Below are 18813 nucleotides of genomic sequence, written 5' to 3' on the forward strand. Positions count from 1 at the left end.
TATAGGGAAAATGACTACCTAACAGCTTGCTCTTTTTCTTCACGCCAATTCGTTTTACACTCAGGCAATCGTAATAATTCTTTTGCAGTATCAATAAGTTCAGGAGGGAGATGGCATGTCATTACAAAACGACATTATCACGGCGTTGGGAGTGAAAAGCAGCGTCGATCCAGCACAGGAAATCCGTGTTAGCGTTGATTTTTTAAAGAATTATCTGAATGCTCACCCGTTTGTTACGTCGTTAGTGTTGGGCATCAGCGGCGGTCAGGATTCTACGCTGACAGGCAAACTGTGCCAGACGGCTATCACGGAATTGCGCAACGAAACGGGAAATTCTCGCTATCAGTTCATCGCTGTCCGGTTACCATACGGCGTACAGGCTGATGAAGCTGACTGTCAGGATGCCATTGCCTTTATCCAACCCGATCGCGTACTCACCGTAAACATCAAGCCGGCTATCGAAGCCAGTGAAGCCACATTACACGCCATTGGCGTGGACCTTTCTGATTTTGTCAAAGGCAATGAAAAAGCCCGGGAACGCATGAAAGCACAGTACAGCATCGCGGGTATGAATGCAGGACTTGTCGTTGGCACCGATCATGCGGCAGAAGCGGTAACGGGCTTTTTCACCAAATACGGAGATGGCGGTACTGATATCAACCCCATTTTCCGACTGAATAAGCGTCAGGGCAAAGCGCTGTTACGCGAACTAGGCTGCCCCGCTCATCTTTATACGAAAGCCCCAACGGCCGATCTGGAAGAAGATCGTCCCTCCCTTCCCGATGAAGTCGCGCTGGGCGTGACCTATGAAAAGATCGATGATTATCTGGAAGGCAAGCAGATCGAAGCGAACGACGCGGCCACGATCGAGAACTGGTATCGTAAAACGGAGCACAAGCGTCGTCCCCCCATTACCGTATTTGATGACTTCTGGCAGTAAACTATCGCGATGAACATCACCGGACGCGGACAACGGCGTCCGGTTCGCTCTTGATTCTTTCTGCACGCGCTTTACGGCATCCTCACTCATTCGAATGCCAGGGTAAAACGTTAGCGTTTTTAACAACCTGAAGCGTTTTCCCATCAGGGCAATGGGCATGCAAGGAGCGGGTAATGCAACTAACGCACGGGCAATTTACAGAATAATAGGAATAAATATGACGCCACAGCGCGCCACGCTCACGGGCTTACTGGCCATCATTCTATGGAGCACATCCGTTGGGCTTATCCGTAGCCTGACAGAAGCGCTCGGCCCCATCGGGGGCGCGGCAATGATTTATTCCACCAGCACACTATGCCTGCTGGCCTTTTATGGCCTGCCACGCATTAAAACGCTCCCCAGAATCTATTTATTTGCAGGCGGTGCGCTGTTTGTCAGCTATGAAATATTTTTATCGCTTTCCATCGGATTAGCCGATAGCCGTATGCAGGCGATGGAAATCGGGATGATTAACTATCTGTGGCCCAGTTTAACCATACTCTTTTCTCTTTTTATCAATCAGCAGAAAAGCCGTTTGCTGCTCTGGCCCGGTCTCACGCTCTCACTAGGCGGTATCGTGTGGATTATGAAAGGGGAAAGCGACTGGACGCCAGAACTCCTGTGGAACAACATTCTTGCTAACCCGCTGGCCTACAGTCTGGCGTTTTCTGCGGCCTTGACCTGGGCGCTATACTGCAATATCACCAAGCGCTATGGGCAAGGAAAAAGTGGCGTATCGCTGTTCTTTTTCATCGCGTCACTCGTGCTATGGATCCAGTATTCCTTCAGTGCCGAAGGGCCGATTTCATTGACGTTGCCGAGTTTGCTGGAATTGCTGTTTATGGGTGCCTCAGCCGCATTGGCCTATTCGGCATGGAATGCGGGTATTCAGTATGGCAACCTGACGTTGCTGGCAACCGCGTCTTACTTTACGCCCGTGCTTTCCACATTACTGGCGGCAATCTGGCTTAACATCACGCCCGCAATTTCATTCTGGCAAGGCGTCGCAATGGTCACAATAGGCTCGCTGCTCTGCTGGTACGCAACGCGCCCCTGCCGCGATAACCTGTTATAGTATCTGCCACATTTCGTTACCTAAAAAAGCCACACATGTTAAGCCGTTTCTTTTCGTACTATTCTCCCTATAAAGGATTATTCATCCTCGATTTTGGCTGCGCCATTATCGCTGGCCTGCTTGAGCTCGGTTTCCCGATGGCGATTAAGGCATTCATCGACAAGCTATTACCGGCTCAAGACTGGTCACTGATCCTGTTAGCGTCGGTGGCGCTATTAGCCGTATACCTGTTGAATACGGCGCTGATGGCCATCGTCAACTATTGGGGACATGCGCTGGGCGTAGGGATTGAAACTGATATGCGGCGGCAGGCATTTGAACACCTGCAAAATTTGCCGTTCCGTTACTACGACAATATGAAGACCGGGCATATCATCACCCACGTCACCAAAGATCTGGAAGAAGTGGGTGAAATCGCCCACCACGGCCCGGAAGACCTGTTCCTCGCTATCATGACGTTTATTGGCGCATTTATTCTGATGGCGACGGTTCACCTCAACCTGGCGCTGCTGACGATTATTATCGTACCGTTCATGGGATATCTCGTCAGCCGTTATGGCGCACGCATGACGGAAACCTGGCGCCAACTCTTTGGTCAGGTAGGCAACTTCAACGCCCGCATTGAAGAGAGCGTGGGTGGTATCCGTGTCGTTAAAGCTTTTGCTAATGAAGCTCATGAGAAGAAACTGTTCTCTAACGATAACGAAAACTACCGCCGCACCAAATTACAGGCCTACCGCATCATGACTGCCAGCATGACGCTCAGCTACCTCAGCACGCGCCTGATACAGCTTATCGTGATGCTGGCGGGCATCTGGTATGTCATTCAGGGCGAACTCACCTACGGCGGTTTTATCGGTTTCCTGCTGCTGATTGAGGTTTTCTTCCGTCCTGTTGCTAAAATTACCTCTGTGCTGGAGAGTTATCCCAAGGGCATTGCGGGATTCAAGCGTTTTACTCAACTGATCGATACGGTTCCCGAAATCGCCGATGCCCCTGATGCACATGATGTAGGGCCTCTGAAAGGTAATATCGAGTTCAAACAGGTAGGCTTTGGTTATTCTGCCGATCGCCCAATTCTGCGCAATATCGACCTATCAATTCGCGCGGGAGAAACTGTAGCGTTTGTTGGCCCGTCCGGCGCGGGTAAAACCACGCTTTGTTCCCTGTTGCCCCGCTTCTACGATTTAACCAACGGGAGCATCACCATTGACGGCATGGATATTCGCCAGATGATGCAGGCGTCGTTACGCAGCCAAATCGGCATCGTACAGCAGGATGTTTTCCTGTTTGGCGGCACCATTCGAGAAAACATCGCCTACGGCAAACTGGGGGCCAGCGATGACGAAATCATGGAAGCCGCACGGCGTGCCAGATTAGATGAGCTGATCGAAACCCTGCCTGAGGGTCTAGATACCGTAGTTGGCGAACGCGGCGTTAAGCTGTCGGGTGGGCAAAAACAGCGTTTGTCTATCGCGCGGATATTCCTGAAAAATCCGCCGATCCTAATTCTTGACGAAGCGACATCCGCACTGGATACAGCGACGGAGCAGGCAATACAGCAATCACTTAGCGAACTATCCACTGGACGCACCACGCTGGTTATCGCGCATCGACTAGCAACCATACAGAACGCAGGACGTATTGTGGTAGTGGATAACGGCAGTATCATTGAGCAAGGCAGCCATCAAACGTTGCTGGAACAAAGTGGTATTTATGCGACGTTGCATCAGGCACAGTTCGGTCAGGCTTGATACCTTTTTTCTTCGGCGAGGGTGCTCCTCGCCTTTTCTATCTGCCTTTTACACATTGATGTGACCTAAGAGGTTTCCCTTGCAATAAATTGCATTTAAAATGCATCTATTATGATTTCATCAGGACATGACGCATATGGCGAGAAAACCCCTGGGAAAATACCGACAGCGGGAGATCCGTACCGTCGGGTTGATGATCGAATTGTATGAAAAGTACCACCCAGAAACCGACGACAGCGCGCAGTATAAAGATTTGTTCAGCTACGCCATCAAACGTCTGGAGCGTTGCCAGTTCGGTGAAGATAAGCCCGCGTGTAAGCATTGTCCTATTCACTGCTATCAACCAGCCAGACGTGAAGCGATTAAAGCAATTATGCGCTGGTCTGGGCCACGGATGCTGCTACGCCACCCTATTTTGGCAATACGTCACTTAATTGACGATCATCGGCCCGTGCCGGACTGTCCTCGACCAAAGAGCGTAACATCGGAAAATAGTAAAAAAGTCGCTGAATAACCTATTCAGACACATTAATCTAGCAACCGAGAATGCAATTATTATCCATGAACATGATCGAGTCAGTCACGCCAACAGACTTTCCCGCATTAGCCGCGCTCTGGGAGTCATCCGTTCGCGCCACACATACTTTTCTCGGTGAAGAGGATATCCATTTTTTTCGTCCGCGCATTCTGAACGATTATCTACCCGCATTGAATGTGTGGGTTATACGAGCAAATGAACGTGAAATAAAGGGCTTTATCGGTCTCTCGGACGACACTATCGAGATGCTATTTGTAGCGCCTCACTGGAGCGGTAGTGGCGTTGGTAGTGAACTGGTAACGTTCGTGCTCACACACTTTCCGATAACAAAAGTTGATGTTAACGAGCAAAATGAAAGAGCCAGAAAATTTTACGAAAAAATGGGATTTATCGCCAAGCACCGTTCGGCGCAAGATTCCTATGGCAAGCCTTTTCCCATTATTCACATGGAACAACAAACTTTCTCATAAAAAGCGTGTTATCAGTCAAGGCTCAAAGAGGAAAAGGCCGCTTGCGCGGCCTTTTTGAGTGACACAGTTACTCTTTGGGAGAGGCGTTCTCTACCCTGCTTTTCAGCTTTTGCCCCGGGCGGAACGTGACCACGCGGCGCGCCGTAATCGGAATATCTTCGCCAGTTTTTGGGTTACGTCCAGGACGTTGGTTCTTGTCTCGCAAATCAAAATTGCCAAAACCTGACAACTTGACCTGCTCGCCATTTTCCAAAGCACGACGAACTTCTTCAAAAAATAGCTCGACCAGGTCTTTGGCATCCCGTTTGCTCAGCCCGAGCTTCTCAAACAGGTATTCTGACATTTCAGCTTTAGTAAGCGCCATAGGTTCAATCCCTCAAGGATGCTTGGAATCGCTGTTTTAATGCTGCTACGCACTCAGCAACGGTAGCGGCAATTTCCTCTTCTGCCAGTGTACGCGTGGTATCTTGCAGGGTCAGGCTGATAGCCAGACTCTTATAACCTTCCGCTACGCCCTTCCCTCGGTACACATCGAATAAGTTTACGCCAACTAACTGATTTGCGCCAACTTTCTTACACTCGGCCAAAATATCACCCGCAGGGACATTTTCGGCTACCACAACGGCAATATCACGACGGTTCGCTGGGAAACGGGAAATTTCGTTCGCATCAGGCAATACGCGGTCTGCGACCTTATCCCACAACAATTCGAACACAACGGTGCGCCCGTTAAGATCCAACTTGCGCTCCAGTTCTGGGTGAATAACGCCAATAAATCCAATGCGTTCTCCGCACAGATAAATAGCAGCACTTTGCCCCGGATGCAATGCCGGATTATTTTCAGCCCTGAATTCAACCTCAGAGAATTTGCCCGTCAATGCCAGTACCGCTTCCAAATCACCTTTTAAATCATAGAAGTCAACGGCCTGACGCGCCAGATCCCAATGCTCTTCATAACGCGTGCCAGTCATCACACCCGCTAGCATCAGATCCTGACGAATGCCCAGGTCAGCACTGGTGTCCGGCACAAAACGCAGGCCGCTTTCAAACAGGCGCAGACGGCTTTGCTGGCGATTTTGGTTATACACAGCAGCGCTCAACAAGCCGCTCCACAGCGATAAACGCATCACTGACATCTCTGCTGAAATCGGGCTCGGCAGGCTCAGTGAGGCTTCATCAGGGTGGATTAATCCTTGAATTTTCGGGTCAACAAAACTGTAAGTAATTGCTTCCTGATAACCGTGATCGACTAATAATGTCTTCACACGCTTCAATGACAATGACGCTTCGCGATGCGCGGTCATGATCAACGGAGCCTGAGTAGGAATATTCGGAATGTTGTTGTAGCCGTAAATACGCGCGACTTCTTCAACCAGATCTTCTTCAATTTCCATGTCGAAGCGCCAACTCGGAGCCGTCGCCTGCCAGCCTGCGTCAATTTTCGCTACGTTACAGCCCAGACGTCGCAGGATATCGATCACCTGCTCATCGGCAATTACATGACCAATCAGACGATCCAGCTTCTCACGACGCAGCGTAATTGTTGCACGTGTCGGCAAATCAGCTTTGCTGGTGACATCCACTACCGGACCGGCGTCACCGCCACAAATGTCAATCAACAGGCGCGTCGCGCGCTCAATAGCGTTATGTTGCAACGCTGGATCCACGCCACGCTCGTAACGGTGAGAAGCATCGGTGTGCAAACCGTGGCGACGTGCGCGTCCGGTAATCGACAGCGGGTTGAAATAGGCACATTCCAGCAGAACGTTTTGTGTTTCGTCGTTAACGCCAGAATGCTCGCCGCCAAAGATGCCACCCATCGCCAGCGCATTCTGTTGGTCAGCAATAACCAGCGTATCAGCGTTCAGCTTCGCTTCGTTACCATCCAACAGCGTCAGCGTTTCGCCCTCTTCTGCCATACGCACGATAATGCCGCCGTTGAGACGGTCAAGATCGAATGCGTGCATCGGCTGGCCAAGTTCCAGCAGAACATAGTTGGTCACATCAACCACGGGATCGATAGAGCGAATGCCGCAACGGCGCAGTTTTTCACGCATCCACAGCGGCGTTGCTGCCTTAACGTTGATACCTTTCACTACACGGCCTAAATAACGTGGACATGCCTGCGGCGCATCAACCCGAATCGGGAAGGTATCCTGAATTGTCGCGGCAACCGGCTCAATAGTCGGTTCATTCAACGTCAGTTGGTTCAACACCGCCACGTCACGCGCCACGCCGATAATGCCTAAGCAATCCGCACGGTTTGGCGTCACGCTGATTTCAATCGCGTTATCATCTAACTTCAAATAGTCACGAATATCCGTACCGATCGGTGCATCTGCTGGCAGTTCAATGATGCCATCGTGATCGTCGGAAATGCCCAATTCGGAAAATGAGCACAGCATGCCTTCAGATGGTTCGCCACGCAGTTTGGCGGCTTTGATTTTGAAGTCGCCTGGCAACACGGCACCTACCGTCGCCACCGCTACTTTCAGACCATGACGGCAGTTCGGCGCACCGCAAACGATGTCCAGCAGGCGATCGCCACCAACATTCACTTTTGTCACACGCAGTTTATCTGCATTCGGGTGCTGCCCACATTCAACCACTTCACCGACAACCACACCGTGGAATGCGCCAGCAACAGGTTCAACGCCATCCACTTCCAGGCCAGCCATCGTGATTTGTTCGGATAGCGTTTCGCTATCGACCGCCGGGTTTACCCACTCGCGTAACCAGAGTTCACTGAATTTCATGATGTATACCCGCCTTACTTAAACTGTTTGAGGAAACGCAGATCGTTTTCGAAGAACGCACGCAGATCGGTCACGCCATAGCGCAGCATCGTTAGACGCTCCATACCCATACCAAATGCGAAACCGGAATACACTTCGGGATCGATGCCAACATTACGCAGGACGTTCGGATGCACCATGCCGCAACCCAACACTTCTAGCCATTTTCCGTTTTTACCCATGACATCCACTTCTGCGGACGGCTCGGTAAACGGGAAATAAGACGGGCGGAAACGAACCTGCAAATCTTCCTCAAAGAAATTACGCAGGAAATCATGCAGCGTGCCCTTCAGATTGGTGAAGCTGATGTCTTTATCGACGATCAACCCTTCCATCTGATGAAACATCGGCGTGTGGGTCTGATCGTAATCGTTACGATAAACGCGGCCCGGCGCGATGATACGGATAGGCGGTTGCTGCTTTTCCATGGTACGGATCTGAACACCTGAAGTCTGTGTACGCAGCAGACGCGTAGCATCGAACCAGAACGTGTCGTGGTCAGCACGTGCGGGGTGATGCCCTGGAATATTTAACGCATCAAAGTTGTGGTAATCGTCTTCGATTTCTGGCCCGGTAACCACCGAAAAACCCAGCTCGCCGAAAAAGGTTTCGATGCGATCGATAGTCCGTGTTACAGGATGCAGACCACCATTCTCAATAGTGCGACCCGGTAAGGACACATCGATGGTTTCTTGCGCCAGACGCGCATTTAACTCAGCGGACTCCAGCACTTGCTTACGGGCATTCAGCGCGTCCTGGACGTCTTGCTTAGCCTGGTTAATAACGGCACCAGCAGCAGGGCGTTCTTCAGCCGGCAACTCGCGCAGCGAGGTCATCTGAAGGGTTAAGTGACCTTTTTTACCCAGATATTCGACACGCACATTTTCCAGTGCGGCAACATCCTGGGCCTCTTCTATAGCTGTTCTGGCTTTGGCAACCAGTTCTGCGAGATGTGGCATTGTGTTCCTCTTTTTCTGCCTATGCGGCCAACGGTCATGATTGAAGAATGTCGTTTCACTAAAAACGATAGTAAAAACCGATAATTATAAATAAAAAAGCCTCCCTTAGGGAGGCTTAAGCGCTACTTTTCGTTTCTTTTCTTACGCGCAAGCCCCCTGAATTCAGGCGCTAAAGTAAAAAAAGAAACGGAAAATAGCAGCGTTCATACTTGCGTTACCTTGTGTTGAGAACCACGAAAAAATGCGTGAATAACAAATCGCATTGTAAATAACAAAAACTCTAGTGCTTGACGAAAAGAGGGAGCCAAAGCTCCCTCTCTCAACTGACTTACGCCAGTGCTGCTTTCGCTTTTTCGACCAGCGCGCTGAACGCTAACTTATCGAATACCGCGATATCAGCCAGAATCTTACGGTCAATTTCAACAGAGGCTTTTTTCAAGCCGTTGATGAATTTGCTGTAAGACAAGCCGTTTTGACGGGCTGCTGCATTGATACGTGCAATCCACAACTGGCGGAATTGACGTTTACGTTGACGACGGTCGCGGTAAGCGTACTGACCAGCTTTGATTACTGCCTGGAAGGCAACACGATAAACGCGCGAACGGGCACCGTAGTAACCTTTCGCTTGTTTCAATATTTTCTTGTGACGTGCACGGGCAACTACACCACGTTTTACGCGAGCCATATGCTCTCTCCTAAAGTCTTATTCTGAATTAAAAAAAGGTTACTTATGCGTATGGCAGACATGCGATAACAAGGCCCAGATCCCCTTTGGAGACCATACCTTTTGGACGCAGGTGACGTTTACGCTTAGTCGACTTTTTAGTCAGAATATGACGCAGGTTAGCATGCTTACGCTTGAAACCACCGCCGGCGGTTTTTTTAAAGCGTTTAGCGGCGCCACGTACTGTTTTAATCTTTGGCATTGTTATTTCCACTTCGCATTGTTAATAAAACGAATCAGATAAGGCGAACAAAACCACACGAATTTATCGCTTAACGCAAAATAAAAGCAGTGCGGTTCCGCTACTTGAATGCCTTACTGTTTCTTCTTCGGTGCTAACACCATGATCATCTGACGGCCTTCGATCTTCGATGGGAAGGATTCGACCACTGCCAGTTCACTCAGATCGTCACGAACGCGGTTAAGCACTTCGATACCAATCTGTTGGTGTGCCATTTCACGACCGCGAAAACGCAATGTGATTTTAGCTTTGTCACCATCTTCAAGAAAGCGAATCAGGTTGCGTAGTTTGACCTGATAGTCGCCATCATCGGTACCAGGTCGGAATTTGATTTCCTTGACCTGAATAACTTTTTGTTTTTTCTTCTGTTCCTTTGTGGCCTTACTCTTCTCATAAAGGAACTTGCCGTAATCCATAATTCGGCAAACCGGAGGCTCGGCGTTCGGACTGATTTCAACTAAATCAACACCTGCTTCTTCGGCTTTTTCTAATGCTTCATTTAGACTTACGATGCCAAGCTGTTCGCCTTCGACGCCTGTCAGGCGTACCTCATTTGCGCGAATCTCTCTGTTGATGCGATTAGGACGCGCCGGTTGAACTCGTTTTCCGCCTTTAATACCTATACCTCCAATTGATGAAGACTACGGCTGCGAATCTCTTGCAGCAGCTTGCTGATAACTTCACTGACATCCAAGCTCCCTAGGTCTTTACCACGACGAGTGCGGACAGCAACTTTTCCTGCCTCGACCTCTTTGTCGCCACAAACCAGCATATAGGGAACGCGTCGTAAAGTGTGTTCGCGGATTTTAAAGCCTATTTTCTCATTTCTCAAGTCTGCTTTCACACGAATGCCCGCTTCTTGCAATTTTTGGGTCAATTCGTTGACATAATCAGCCTGACTATCGGTGATATTCATAATCACCACTTGAACCGGCGCTAACCAGGTTGGGAAAAAGCCTGCGAATTCTTCGGTCAAAATACCGATGAAACGCTCCATTGATCCCAAAATAGCCCGGTGAATCATAACCGGTACCTGACGCTCGTTGCTTTCACCAACGTAGGATGCGTTCAGACGACCCGGCAATGAAAAGTCGAGCTGCACCGTACCACACTGCCACGCACGATCCAAACAGTCATGCAAGGTAAATTCAATTTTTGGGCCATAGAATGCCCCTTCACCCGGCTGATAGGCAAATTCGATGTTATTTTCAGTCAACGCCGCTGCCAAATCGGCTTCAGCGCGATCCCACATATCATCGCTACCAATGCGTTTTTCAGGACGCGTAGACAGTTTCACCACGATTTTTTCAAAACCGAAGGTGCTATACATGTCATACACCATCTTGATGCAGCTATTCACTTCATCACGAACCTGCTCTTCCGTACAGAAGATGTGTGCATCATCCTGAGTGAAGCCGCGCACACGCATTAAACCATGCAGAGAGCCTGACGGTTCATTACGGTGGCAGCTACCGAACTCAGCCATACGCAGCGGCAGATCGCGATAGGATTTCAATCCCTGATTGAAAATCTGTACATGGCCTGGGCAGTTCATCGGCTTGATGCAATATTCACGATTTTCTGACGACGTCGTGAACATCGCTTCTTTGTAGTTTTCCCAGTGGCCGGTTTTTTCCCACATCACACGATCCATCATGAATGGACCTTTTACTTCCTGATACTGGTACGACTTCAGCTTCATCCGTACAAACGCTTCCAACTCACGGAAGATCGTCCAGCCGTCGTTGTGCCAGAACACCATACCTGGCGCTTCTTCCTGCATGTGATACAGGTCAAGCTGTTTGCCGATCTTGCGATGGTCACGCTTAGACGCTTCTTCAAGACGTTGCAGGTAAGAAGCCAACTGCTTTTTATCCGCCCATGCGGTGCCGTAGATGCGCTGCAGCATTTTGTTTTTGCTGTCGCCACGCCAGTAAGCACCGGAGGTTTTCTGCAATTTGAAATGATGGCAGAAACGCATATTCGGTACGTGCGGACCACGGCACATATCGACGTATTCTTCATGATGATAAAGACCCGGACGATCGTCGTGGCTGATGTTTTCATCCAGAATCGCCATTTTGTAGGTCTCACCGCGTGCAGCGAACGCGTCACGCGCTTCCTGCCAACTGACTTTTTTCTTGATTACGTCATAGTCAGTGTCAGCGAGCTCATGCATACGCTTTTCGAGCAGCTCAATGTCTTCCTGAGTCAGAGTGCGGTCAATGTCAACGTCATAGTAGAAACCGTTATCGATAACCGGACCAATCGCCATTTTGGTATCTGGCCACAGTTGCTTGATCGCGTGACCCAACAGATGCGCGCAAGAGTGGCGAATAATCTCCAGACCCGCTTCATCTTTGGCAGTGATGATGGCTAACTGTGCATCGGTGTCAATTTTATCGCTGGCGTCAACCAACTCGCCATCGACGCGTCCGGCGATGCAGGCTTTCGCCAGACCGGGACCGATATCAAGTGCAACATCCAGGGGAGAAACGGCGTGGTCGTAGTGACGCTGACTTCCATCAGGAAGGGTGATAACTGGCATTATAATTCCCTTATTTACAGTGGTGAGCCACACGAAAGCTCACATGCAAAAAATCGCATTTCAATTGAAAATCAAAAGTGTTATCCATGCTATTTCTCTGTACTCTGTGAAATATATACACATGATGCGAACACGACAGGTACGCACTAGCGTGACATGAATAACGTCAGGGCGATAATACACCTTATAACCGGTGTGTTAAAGCCGGATGGGTAGCCTGCTCATCGTTGTATCGCAATAAGCAGGCCAGAAAGTTTACTGTATCTATGCCGACTTCAGTGCTGCGTTATTTTTGCGGGAGAAACGGAAACCAAGCCAAATAACAGCGATCCAGAACGGAATTAACACGACCGATATGCGAATCTCCGGTGATAGCAGCATAATCACCAGAATCCCCGCCAGAAACACCAAGCACAGATAGTTACCCCACGGATACCAGAACGCTTTAAAGGCGGGCACCACGCCCTTCTCTATCATCGCCTGACGAAAACGCAGGTGGGCAAAACAGATCATAATCCAGTTAATCACCAGCGTAGACACCACCAGCGCCATCAGCAGCTCAAAGGCTTTGCCTGGCATCAGGTAGTTAATCGCTACACCGAGTGATGTCGCTAACGCCGACAGCGCGATAGACCGAACGGGCACACCGCGTGCGTTAACCTTCGCCAAAGACTTCGGCGCATTTCCCTGTTTTGCCAAACCGTACAGCATCCGGCTATTGCAGTATACGCCGCTGTTATACACGGATAGCGCCGCCGTCAGAACCACCACGTTGAGCACATTCGCCACGATATTACTGTTAAGCGCCTGGAAAATAAGGACAAATGGACTACCACCGCTGACCACATTCCCCCATGGATAGAGCGATAATAAAATAGACAACGCGCCGATATAGAAAATCAGGATGCGGTATACCACCTGATTGGTCGCCTGAGGGATAGAACGTTTCGGATCGGCTGCTTCTGCGGCTGTAATACCTACCAACTCTAGGCCGCCGAATGAAAACATGATCACCGCCATCGCCATGATCAAGCCGCTTGCACCATTCGGCATGAATCCGCCATGGATCCATAAATTACGCACCGTCGCGGTCTCGCCACCATTGCCACTCAGCAACAGCCAACTGCCAAAGACAATCATCCCGACAATGGCAAGTACTTTGATAATGGCGAACCAAAATTCCGTTTCCCCAAACATCCGCACATTAACCAGATTAATCAGGTTGATCAGTACAAAGAAGATCGCCGCAGACAACCAGGTTGGCGTCTCAGGCCACCAGTATTGGATATAAATACCCACGGCGGTCAACTCTGCCATCCCTACCAGAATAAACATCGCCCAGTAGTTCCAACCCGCGAGGAAACCCGCAAAATCGCCCCAGTATTTAAAAGCAAAATGGCTGAATGACCCCGCTACCGGCTCTTCAACGACCATCTCACCCAGTTGCCGCATAATCAGAAATGCAATCATGCCGGCGATCGCATAGCCCAATAAGACGGACGGACCAGCCATTTGGATGGTCTGCGATATCCCTAAAAACAATCCAGTACCGATAGCACCACCCAGCGCTATCAACTGAATATGTCGATTTTTCAACCCTCGTTTTAAAACCAGTTCCTGGTGATCGTTTGCCATGTTGTTTTGAGCATTTGCCATATTATTTTTATGCTTCCTGTAAAGCCTTCTTCATTTTTATAACTATGCTTGCAGCATCAGCATGAAAGCAGGTGCAGACAGGCAAAAGAAGTGTATTTAAGTACTACACGGTGATTGGGCTATCAACGTTCGGGAATGACATTTTTAAACGTTAACTCCACATCATCACGATCGAGCTCAGCGACAAGCGTTTCAGGCTCACTCTTCTCTACACTCTGGGGCAATAATTTTTTCAATAACGCTAACTGCTGACGTTGCTGCTCTGCGATCTCTTGCAGCAATTTCACTTGTTCATTTGCTCTGACGCTCGCCCGATTGACAAAAAACCAGACCAGCGCGGCCAGTAGCACAACCAGCAAGACAAAAACGACTTCTAGTATGTTCACAACGACTCCACTTATCACTACGTAGACAAATATCTATGGGCTATCTTAACATCAGGGCGTAGCCAAATTCGATACCCGGCGCCGTCCGTTATCCACAGCATGTTGCTGCACATCGCTATCGTATTGGTGCAAAAAAAGTGGGGAACGTTTTTCAACGTCGCTTGCGACGGCCCACAGGGTAGCGGTCAGAGATGGCTCGCAATAAAAAAGCCTGTCGACAAGGACAGGCTTAGCAAGAGATAGAAAATATCAGAAAGGGTAATCGTGGTAACCCATCTGCTCAGAAATATTTCTGGCTGCGGTGTGCAGCGTAGCCACATATTCGTGTTTATTGTCTTCTGAAAAACGAATGGTTGGGAAAGAAATACTGAGCCCAGCAATCACAACACCGAAGCGGTCGAATACCGGCACAGCGATACAACGTAGCCCTTCTTCCTGTTCTTCGTTATCTTCACCGAAGCCTTGCTCACGTACGATATCCAATTGATTAAGAAGATCTTCAGCAGAACACAGCGTATGCGGTGTACTACGAGTGAATTCGACGGTCGACAGGACTTCTTCTACTTCACCACGATCGCGCCATGCTAATAGCACTTTACCAATTGCAGTGCTGTGCAGCGGGTTACGACGACCAATACGCGAATACATGCGTAGGTTATACATCGAGTCAATTTTGTGGATATAAACGATGCCGTCTTCATCCAACGCGCCGAGGTGGATCGTTTCCCTCGTTAGCGCAGACAACTCTCGCATCTGTATATCCGCACTGCGGATTAAATCTACGTTCTGCAATGCTTTTGCACCAAGTTCAAACAACTTGAGCGTCAGCGAATATTTCTCCGATTCACCTTCCTGCGCAACATAGCCCAGGGATTTCATCGTCTGCAAGAAGCGGTAAACGGTACTCTTGGACATCATCACGCGCTGAGAAAGCTCGGTAATACCAATTTCTCTCTCTTCACCTAATGCCTGCAAAATACCAAAAACCTTTAAAACGGACGACACGGAATCGGGTTGTTTATCTAAATCTGCAATAGCCATTTTTGTGGTTACCCTACTCAGGTTTTTTTTGTTTTAAAAAAAATAGAACAATGGTTTTAGTATAAAGGGAACGCTTTGATTATGGCAATGGAGCAATAACGATAATCAAGTTAAGTTTGAGAAATAACCGCGTCAGAGACTTAATAAAATAATATGTAAGTAAATATTTTAAAATAATCCGCGTCATAAAATGTGACGCGGACTTATTCGTATTATTAGTTCCAGACTGAATCAGGAACCTTCGCCAGATACAGCGCAGGCTTTCCATCTACGTCAGAAGTAAACAGGACTTGTTTATTATCCGGCGTGAAAGAAGGGTGTGGGTGAGTAACCTGACGGTCGCCTTCCAACACTTCCCAGGATGTATTGTGCTGTGCAATACGGTGTTCTTTGCCAGTTTTCAGGTTGAAAACATACAGGAACGGATCGTTCTCAATCTTGTAGCCACCATCATCCTGCACGTCGACTGGTGCATCGGAACCGTCACCAACCAACAGCGTGCCATCATAGTTACTCATCAGGTGAGAACACGGTGGCATGATGCGCAATTGACGATCTTCCAGCGTCACGGGATCGATACTGCGGATGTAGCGGTTAGTATCGTCTTTAAGGTAAGAGACGTAAATCATCGCGGAACCATCTGGTACCCAGAATTCGTGGGTACAGCTTTCGCCTTCAGCATGCTCTTTCACTTTACGCATGTTGGTACCGTCTTCGTTGATGAACCACATACGGGCATCAACCAGATCGTGCGGGCCTTCGTGGCAGAAAGCGACCGTGTTGTCATCACCCGGACGGTAGATTGGGTGACCCAGCCACTGATTCTCCTGAAGGATCGTCTCCGCTTCGCCTGTTACCAAATCGACGCGAATCAGGCGGCAGCAAGGATTAGTGAAATAGAACTCCTGGAATTTTTTCCAATCAGTCAGTGGTTTCCAGTCTTCTTTTTTGATCTCAATACCGACCATCTTAGTGCAATCGGAATTGGCAACCCACGTACCGTAACCGACCCAATCGTCAGGCACCTGATAAATGGTTTTCTCTTCCAACGTAGCCAGATCGACACGCATCAGATTACGGGTATTTTTAACGTAATACAGCGCATCGTCATTCGGGGACAGGAAACCACCGAAAGTATTGTCGCCTTTGCCTTCCGTCAACTGCGTGGCATTCTGCGCTTTTAAATCCAGTAGATAGTAATTCCATGGACCATCAAATGCCGCACCAAACAGCAGTTTGCTGCCGTCATTGAAGAAACATTTCTGGTAGAAATAGTTGCGGTGGCAGATAACATCGGGCGGGGTTAAACGCACAACTTCGGTGCCAGTTGCTGAATCCTGATAGGTATGAAACGTTAGGGGAATCTTGTTACCTTTGGCCATCCGTAAATCCTTAGAACTTATCATGAAGAATCTGACGCCACACGCGCATACTCTCCGATAACCTGATATTCCGCTCGCCCAGCTAGCCGATTACTCCGACACCGGTTGTTCAAAAATCAGGCCACCAATCTCACGCGAGACGCCTGTTATATCGGCATTATAGAAACAATGTTTCATTTTTCCGTGATCGTGGTTTTATTTTATAAAACATTCTTCCTATTTTCGCCACCTGTTTCAGATCTAATGAAAATACTCAGGCAGAGAAAGCACAGGAACAATGAATCAAGAAACGCAGAAATAACAAAGGCCCGAATGGGCCTTTGGAAGGAAAATATCGTGAATTACTTCAGGTACTCACCGGAACGCAGCGCTTCGATACGCTTATCCAACGGCGGGTGTGACATGAATAGTTCGCTGAAGGATTTCGATTTTCCGTTAATGCAGAAAGCCATCATGCTACCTTCCTCCTGCGGTTCGTAGCTGGTCTTCAAGCGTTGCAGTGCGGCGATCATTTTTTCACGCCCCACCAGCTTGGCAGAACCGGCATCCGCATGGAATTCACGATAGCGTGAGAACCACATGGTGATAATGCTGGCAAGAATACCAAACACCAGTTCCAGCACAGTGGCGACTGCAAAATAAACCAGTAGGTTGCCACTGCTGCTTTCCCCTTCATCGCGGCTACCGGACAGGAAGCCAGAAACAACCTGAGCGATCAGGCGAGAGATAAAAATAACGAAGGTGTTTACTACTCCCTGAACCAGCGTCATTGTCACCATGTCACCATTCGCGATATGGCTAATTTCATGCGCGATAACCGCTTCAGCCTCATCACGACTCATGTTTTGCAGCAAACCGGTGCTCACCGCCACCAGCGAAGCATCACGACGAGCTCCCGTCGCGAACGCATTGATGTCTGGCGCATGGTAAATAGCCACCTGTGGCATCGCGATCCCAGCCTGCTGTGACTGTAAACGGACCGTTTCCACCAACCACCGTTCAGTTTCGTTACGTGGTTGTTCAATGACCTCGCCGCCAACGGACCGCAACGCCATCCATTTAGACATCAGCAGTGAAACAAACGCACCGCCAAAGCCAAACAGCCCAGCCATGATCATTAAGCTCTGGACACTGCTGGACTGAATTCCCGTCAGGCTGAGTACCAGCCCGAAAACCAACATCACCGCCAGGTTGGTGATCAGGAAAAGCGCAATACGCATCATAACGGTCTGATTTCCTCTCGCAGAAAAATAAAGTTGCAACACCTACATCGTATGGGTTGTCGTGGTATTTTCAAGTATTCTTAACTTTTCAGTTACTAAATCCACATAACTTTACATTTTTCAAAAGGAAAGCGGCATCCTGCCTGCTGGTAACCCTGATAGATCAGCGCAATAGCGTTGATCGAAAATCGATAAATGCTGCGGCGTGATCGACCTGAATCGCGCCGACACCAGCCCGAATGAGTGCTCCCCATACGGCATCAGGATCGACTAAGGCGCGCGTATCGCTGTAATCAAGCGGATGTGCGCAATCTAGCGTGTTCACCCAGATCCGCACGCCAAGCCGTTGAAATTCGACATGCGCCTCCATCAATGTATCAATATGATCAAAATTGGCCTCCACTATGGCAACACCAAAGTCGTCAATCTGCCGCAGAATATCGACGGTTTCTCCCCGTTGGAGTTGGATCAACGGCATGTACGGTATCAGGGGATCCGGCGACGGAGAAACAAGCGGAAAACAGGCAGAAGCGAGATTAACCGGGCTTTTCATGATCGCGCCCGCACTGAGACCTTTATCGCGAATATCGCGGGCAATAACACCAAATTCGCGCTCATGTTTAACATCCACATTAATAACAATGCGCCCACGCGCCTCTTCAAGAACCTCGTACAGCAGAGGGACTTTTTCGTTACTTAACGGCCATGCAGAGCTGCCGTCACTCCCACGTAGACGAGCCTGGCGAATATCCGCCAGCGTCATTTTGCTAACCTCGCCCCTCATATTGCTTGTGCGATCGAGTGTATCATCATGAATCACGACAACGTGGCTATCAGCCGTTAATTGCGCATCCATCTCCACGATATCAACACCCAATCGAATGGCTTCGCGCAGCGCCAGCAGTGAATTTTCCGGCGCCGATGCCCAGACACCGCGATGTGCTACTGTCAGGACCGTCATGTTTTGCGCTGCAATCAATTCCTGAGTCAGGCCTTTACTTTGCTTTGTCATCAGTCGAAAACTCCACATAGACGGGAAATA

The 18813-nt window shown here is 49.2% G+C and carries 19 protein-coding genes and 1 other annotated feature; of the genes, 5 read left to right on the forward strand and 14 right to left on the reverse strand.

From position 1 onward, the window contains the following. Positions 1 to 115: 115 nt before the first annotated feature. The 5 genes from nadE to A8F97_RS07680 all read left to right on the forward strand — a co-directional run bounded on the left by nadE (position 116) and on the right by A8F97_RS07680 (position 4816). Entirely contained in the window at positions 116 to 940 is an 825-nt protein-coding gene (gene nadE, locus A8F97_RS07660; protein WP_014699824.1) for an ammonia-dependent NAD(+) synthetase, read from the forward strand. A gap of 217 nt (positions 941 to 1157) precedes the next feature. After that, positions 1158 to 2054: an aromatic amino acid DMT transporter YddG gene (gene yddG / locus A8F97_RS07665; RefSeq protein WP_033071466.1), complete on the forward strand. Its 897-nt coding sequence runs from the start codon at positions 1158 to 1160 to the stop codon at positions 2052 to 2054. A 35-nt stretch (positions 2055 to 2089) separates the two neighbouring features. Next, complete coding sequence (locus tag A8F97_RS07670; protein WP_014699822.1) at positions 2090 to 3808, forward strand: ABC transporter ATP-binding protein; 1719 nt, start codon at positions 2090 to 2092, stop codon at positions 3806 to 3808. 136 nt (positions 3809 to 3944) lie between these two features. Continuing rightward, positions 3945 to 4322, forward strand: a complete 378-nt coding sequence (locus A8F97_RS23085; protein WP_014699821.1) for a nitrous oxide-stimulated promoter family protein — start codon at positions 3945 to 3947, stop codon at positions 4320 to 4322. Positions 4323 to 4354: 32 nt separating this feature from the next. Further along, positions 4355 to 4816 (forward strand): GNAT family N-acetyltransferase, encoded by a 462-nt coding sequence (locus A8F97_RS07680; RefSeq protein ID WP_050512658.1) that lies wholly within the window; start codon positions 4355 to 4357, stop codon positions 4814 to 4816. Positions 4817 to 4883: 67 nt separating this feature from the next. Here A8F97_RS07680 and ihfA read toward each other — a convergent pair whose 3' ends face one another. From ihfA to A8F97_RS07745, 14 genes are all read right to left on the reverse strand, one after another. After that, positions 4884 to 5180, reverse strand: a complete 297-nt coding sequence (gene ihfA, locus A8F97_RS07685) for an integration host factor subunit alpha (RefSeq protein ID WP_005968881.1) — start codon at positions 5178 to 5180, stop codon at positions 4884 to 4886. Positions 5181 to 5184: 4 nt separating this feature from the next. Beyond that, a complete protein-coding gene (pheT, locus tag A8F97_RS07690; protein ID WP_033071463.1) occupies positions 5185 to 7572 on the reverse strand; it encodes a phenylalanine--tRNA ligase subunit beta in 2388 nt (795 codons plus the stop codon). Positions 7573 to 7586: 14 nt separating this feature from the next. Next, positions 7587 to 8570, reverse strand: coding sequence for a phenylalanine--tRNA ligase subunit alpha (pheS, locus tag A8F97_RS07695; RefSeq protein ID WP_005968885.1), 984 nt, complete (start codon positions 8568 to 8570; stop codon positions 7587 to 7589). A gap of 89 nt (positions 8571 to 8659) precedes the next feature. Further along, positions 8660 to 8782: a sequence feature (Phe leader region), on the reverse strand. Continuing rightward, positions 8733 to 8777 carry a pheST operon leader peptide PheM gene (gene pheM / locus A8F97_RS24340; RefSeq protein ID WP_106120997.1) on the reverse strand — a complete coding sequence of 15 codons (45 nt, stop codon included), beginning with the start codon at positions 8775 to 8777 and terminating at the stop codon, positions 8733 to 8735. Its footprint overlaps the feature before it by 45 nt. Before the next feature lie 116 nt (positions 8783 to 8898). Continuing rightward, the gene (gene rplT / locus A8F97_RS07700) at positions 8899 to 9255 is read right to left on the reverse strand and encodes a 50S ribosomal protein L20 (RefSeq protein WP_005968887.1); all 357 of its coding nucleotides are present in this window, start codon (positions 9253 to 9255) and stop codon (positions 8899 to 8901) included. Positions 9256 to 9298: 43 nt separating this feature from the next. Then, on the reverse strand, positions 9299 to 9496 hold the full coding sequence (gene rpmI, locus A8F97_RS07705; RefSeq protein ID WP_005968897.1) for a 50S ribosomal protein L35: 198 nt from the start codon (positions 9494 to 9496) through the stop codon (positions 9299 to 9301). 113 nt (positions 9497 to 9609) lie between these two features. Continuing rightward, complete coding sequence (infC, locus tag A8F97_RS23090; RefSeq protein ID WP_011093973.1) at positions 9610 to 10152, reverse strand: translation initiation factor IF-3; 543 nt, start codon at positions 10150 to 10152, stop codon at positions 9610 to 9612. Between the two features lie 2 nt (positions 10153 to 10154). After that, positions 10155 to 12083, reverse strand: coding sequence for a threonine--tRNA ligase (thrS, locus tag A8F97_RS07715; RefSeq protein ID WP_033071462.1), 1929 nt, complete (start codon positions 12081 to 12083; stop codon positions 10155 to 10157). Positions 12084 to 12347: 264 nt separating this feature from the next. After that, entirely contained in the window at positions 12348 to 13739 is a 1392-nt protein-coding gene (locus A8F97_RS07720; protein ID WP_014699816.1) for an amino acid permease, read from the reverse strand. A gap of 122 nt (positions 13740 to 13861) precedes the next feature. Then, positions 13862 to 14125 (reverse strand): YebO family protein, encoded by a 264-nt coding sequence (locus A8F97_RS07725; RefSeq protein ID WP_014699815.1) that lies wholly within the window; start codon positions 14123 to 14125, stop codon positions 13862 to 13864. 249 nt (positions 14126 to 14374) lie between these two features. After that, positions 14375 to 15166 (reverse strand): DNA-binding transcriptional regulator KdgR, encoded by a 792-nt coding sequence (gene kdgR, locus A8F97_RS07730; RefSeq protein ID WP_014699814.1) that lies wholly within the window; start codon positions 15164 to 15166, stop codon positions 14375 to 14377. A 215-nt stretch (positions 15167 to 15381) separates the two neighbouring features. Then, the gene (gene ogl, locus A8F97_RS07735) at positions 15382 to 16548 is read right to left on the reverse strand and encodes an oligogalacturonate lyase (protein ID WP_005968909.1); all 1167 of its coding nucleotides are present in this window, start codon (positions 16546 to 16548) and stop codon (positions 15382 to 15384) included. 341 nt (positions 16549 to 16889) lie between these two features. Then, positions 16890 to 17771, reverse strand: coding sequence for a protease HtpX (htpX, locus tag A8F97_RS07740; protein ID WP_014699813.1), 882 nt, complete (start codon positions 17769 to 17771; stop codon positions 16890 to 16892). Between the two features lie 163 nt (positions 17772 to 17934). Further along, positions 17935 to 18783: a glycerophosphodiester phosphodiesterase family protein gene (locus tag A8F97_RS07745; RefSeq protein ID WP_033071461.1), complete on the reverse strand. Its 849-nt coding sequence runs from the start codon at positions 18781 to 18783 to the stop codon at positions 17935 to 17937. Positions 18784 to 18813: the final 30 nt, after the last annotated feature.

Origin of the sequence: Pectobacterium parmentieri (assembly GCF_001742145.1) — a bacterium.
GTDB classification, from domain to species: domain Bacteria; phylum Pseudomonadota; class Gammaproteobacteria; order Enterobacterales; family Enterobacteriaceae; genus Pectobacterium; species Pectobacterium parmentieri.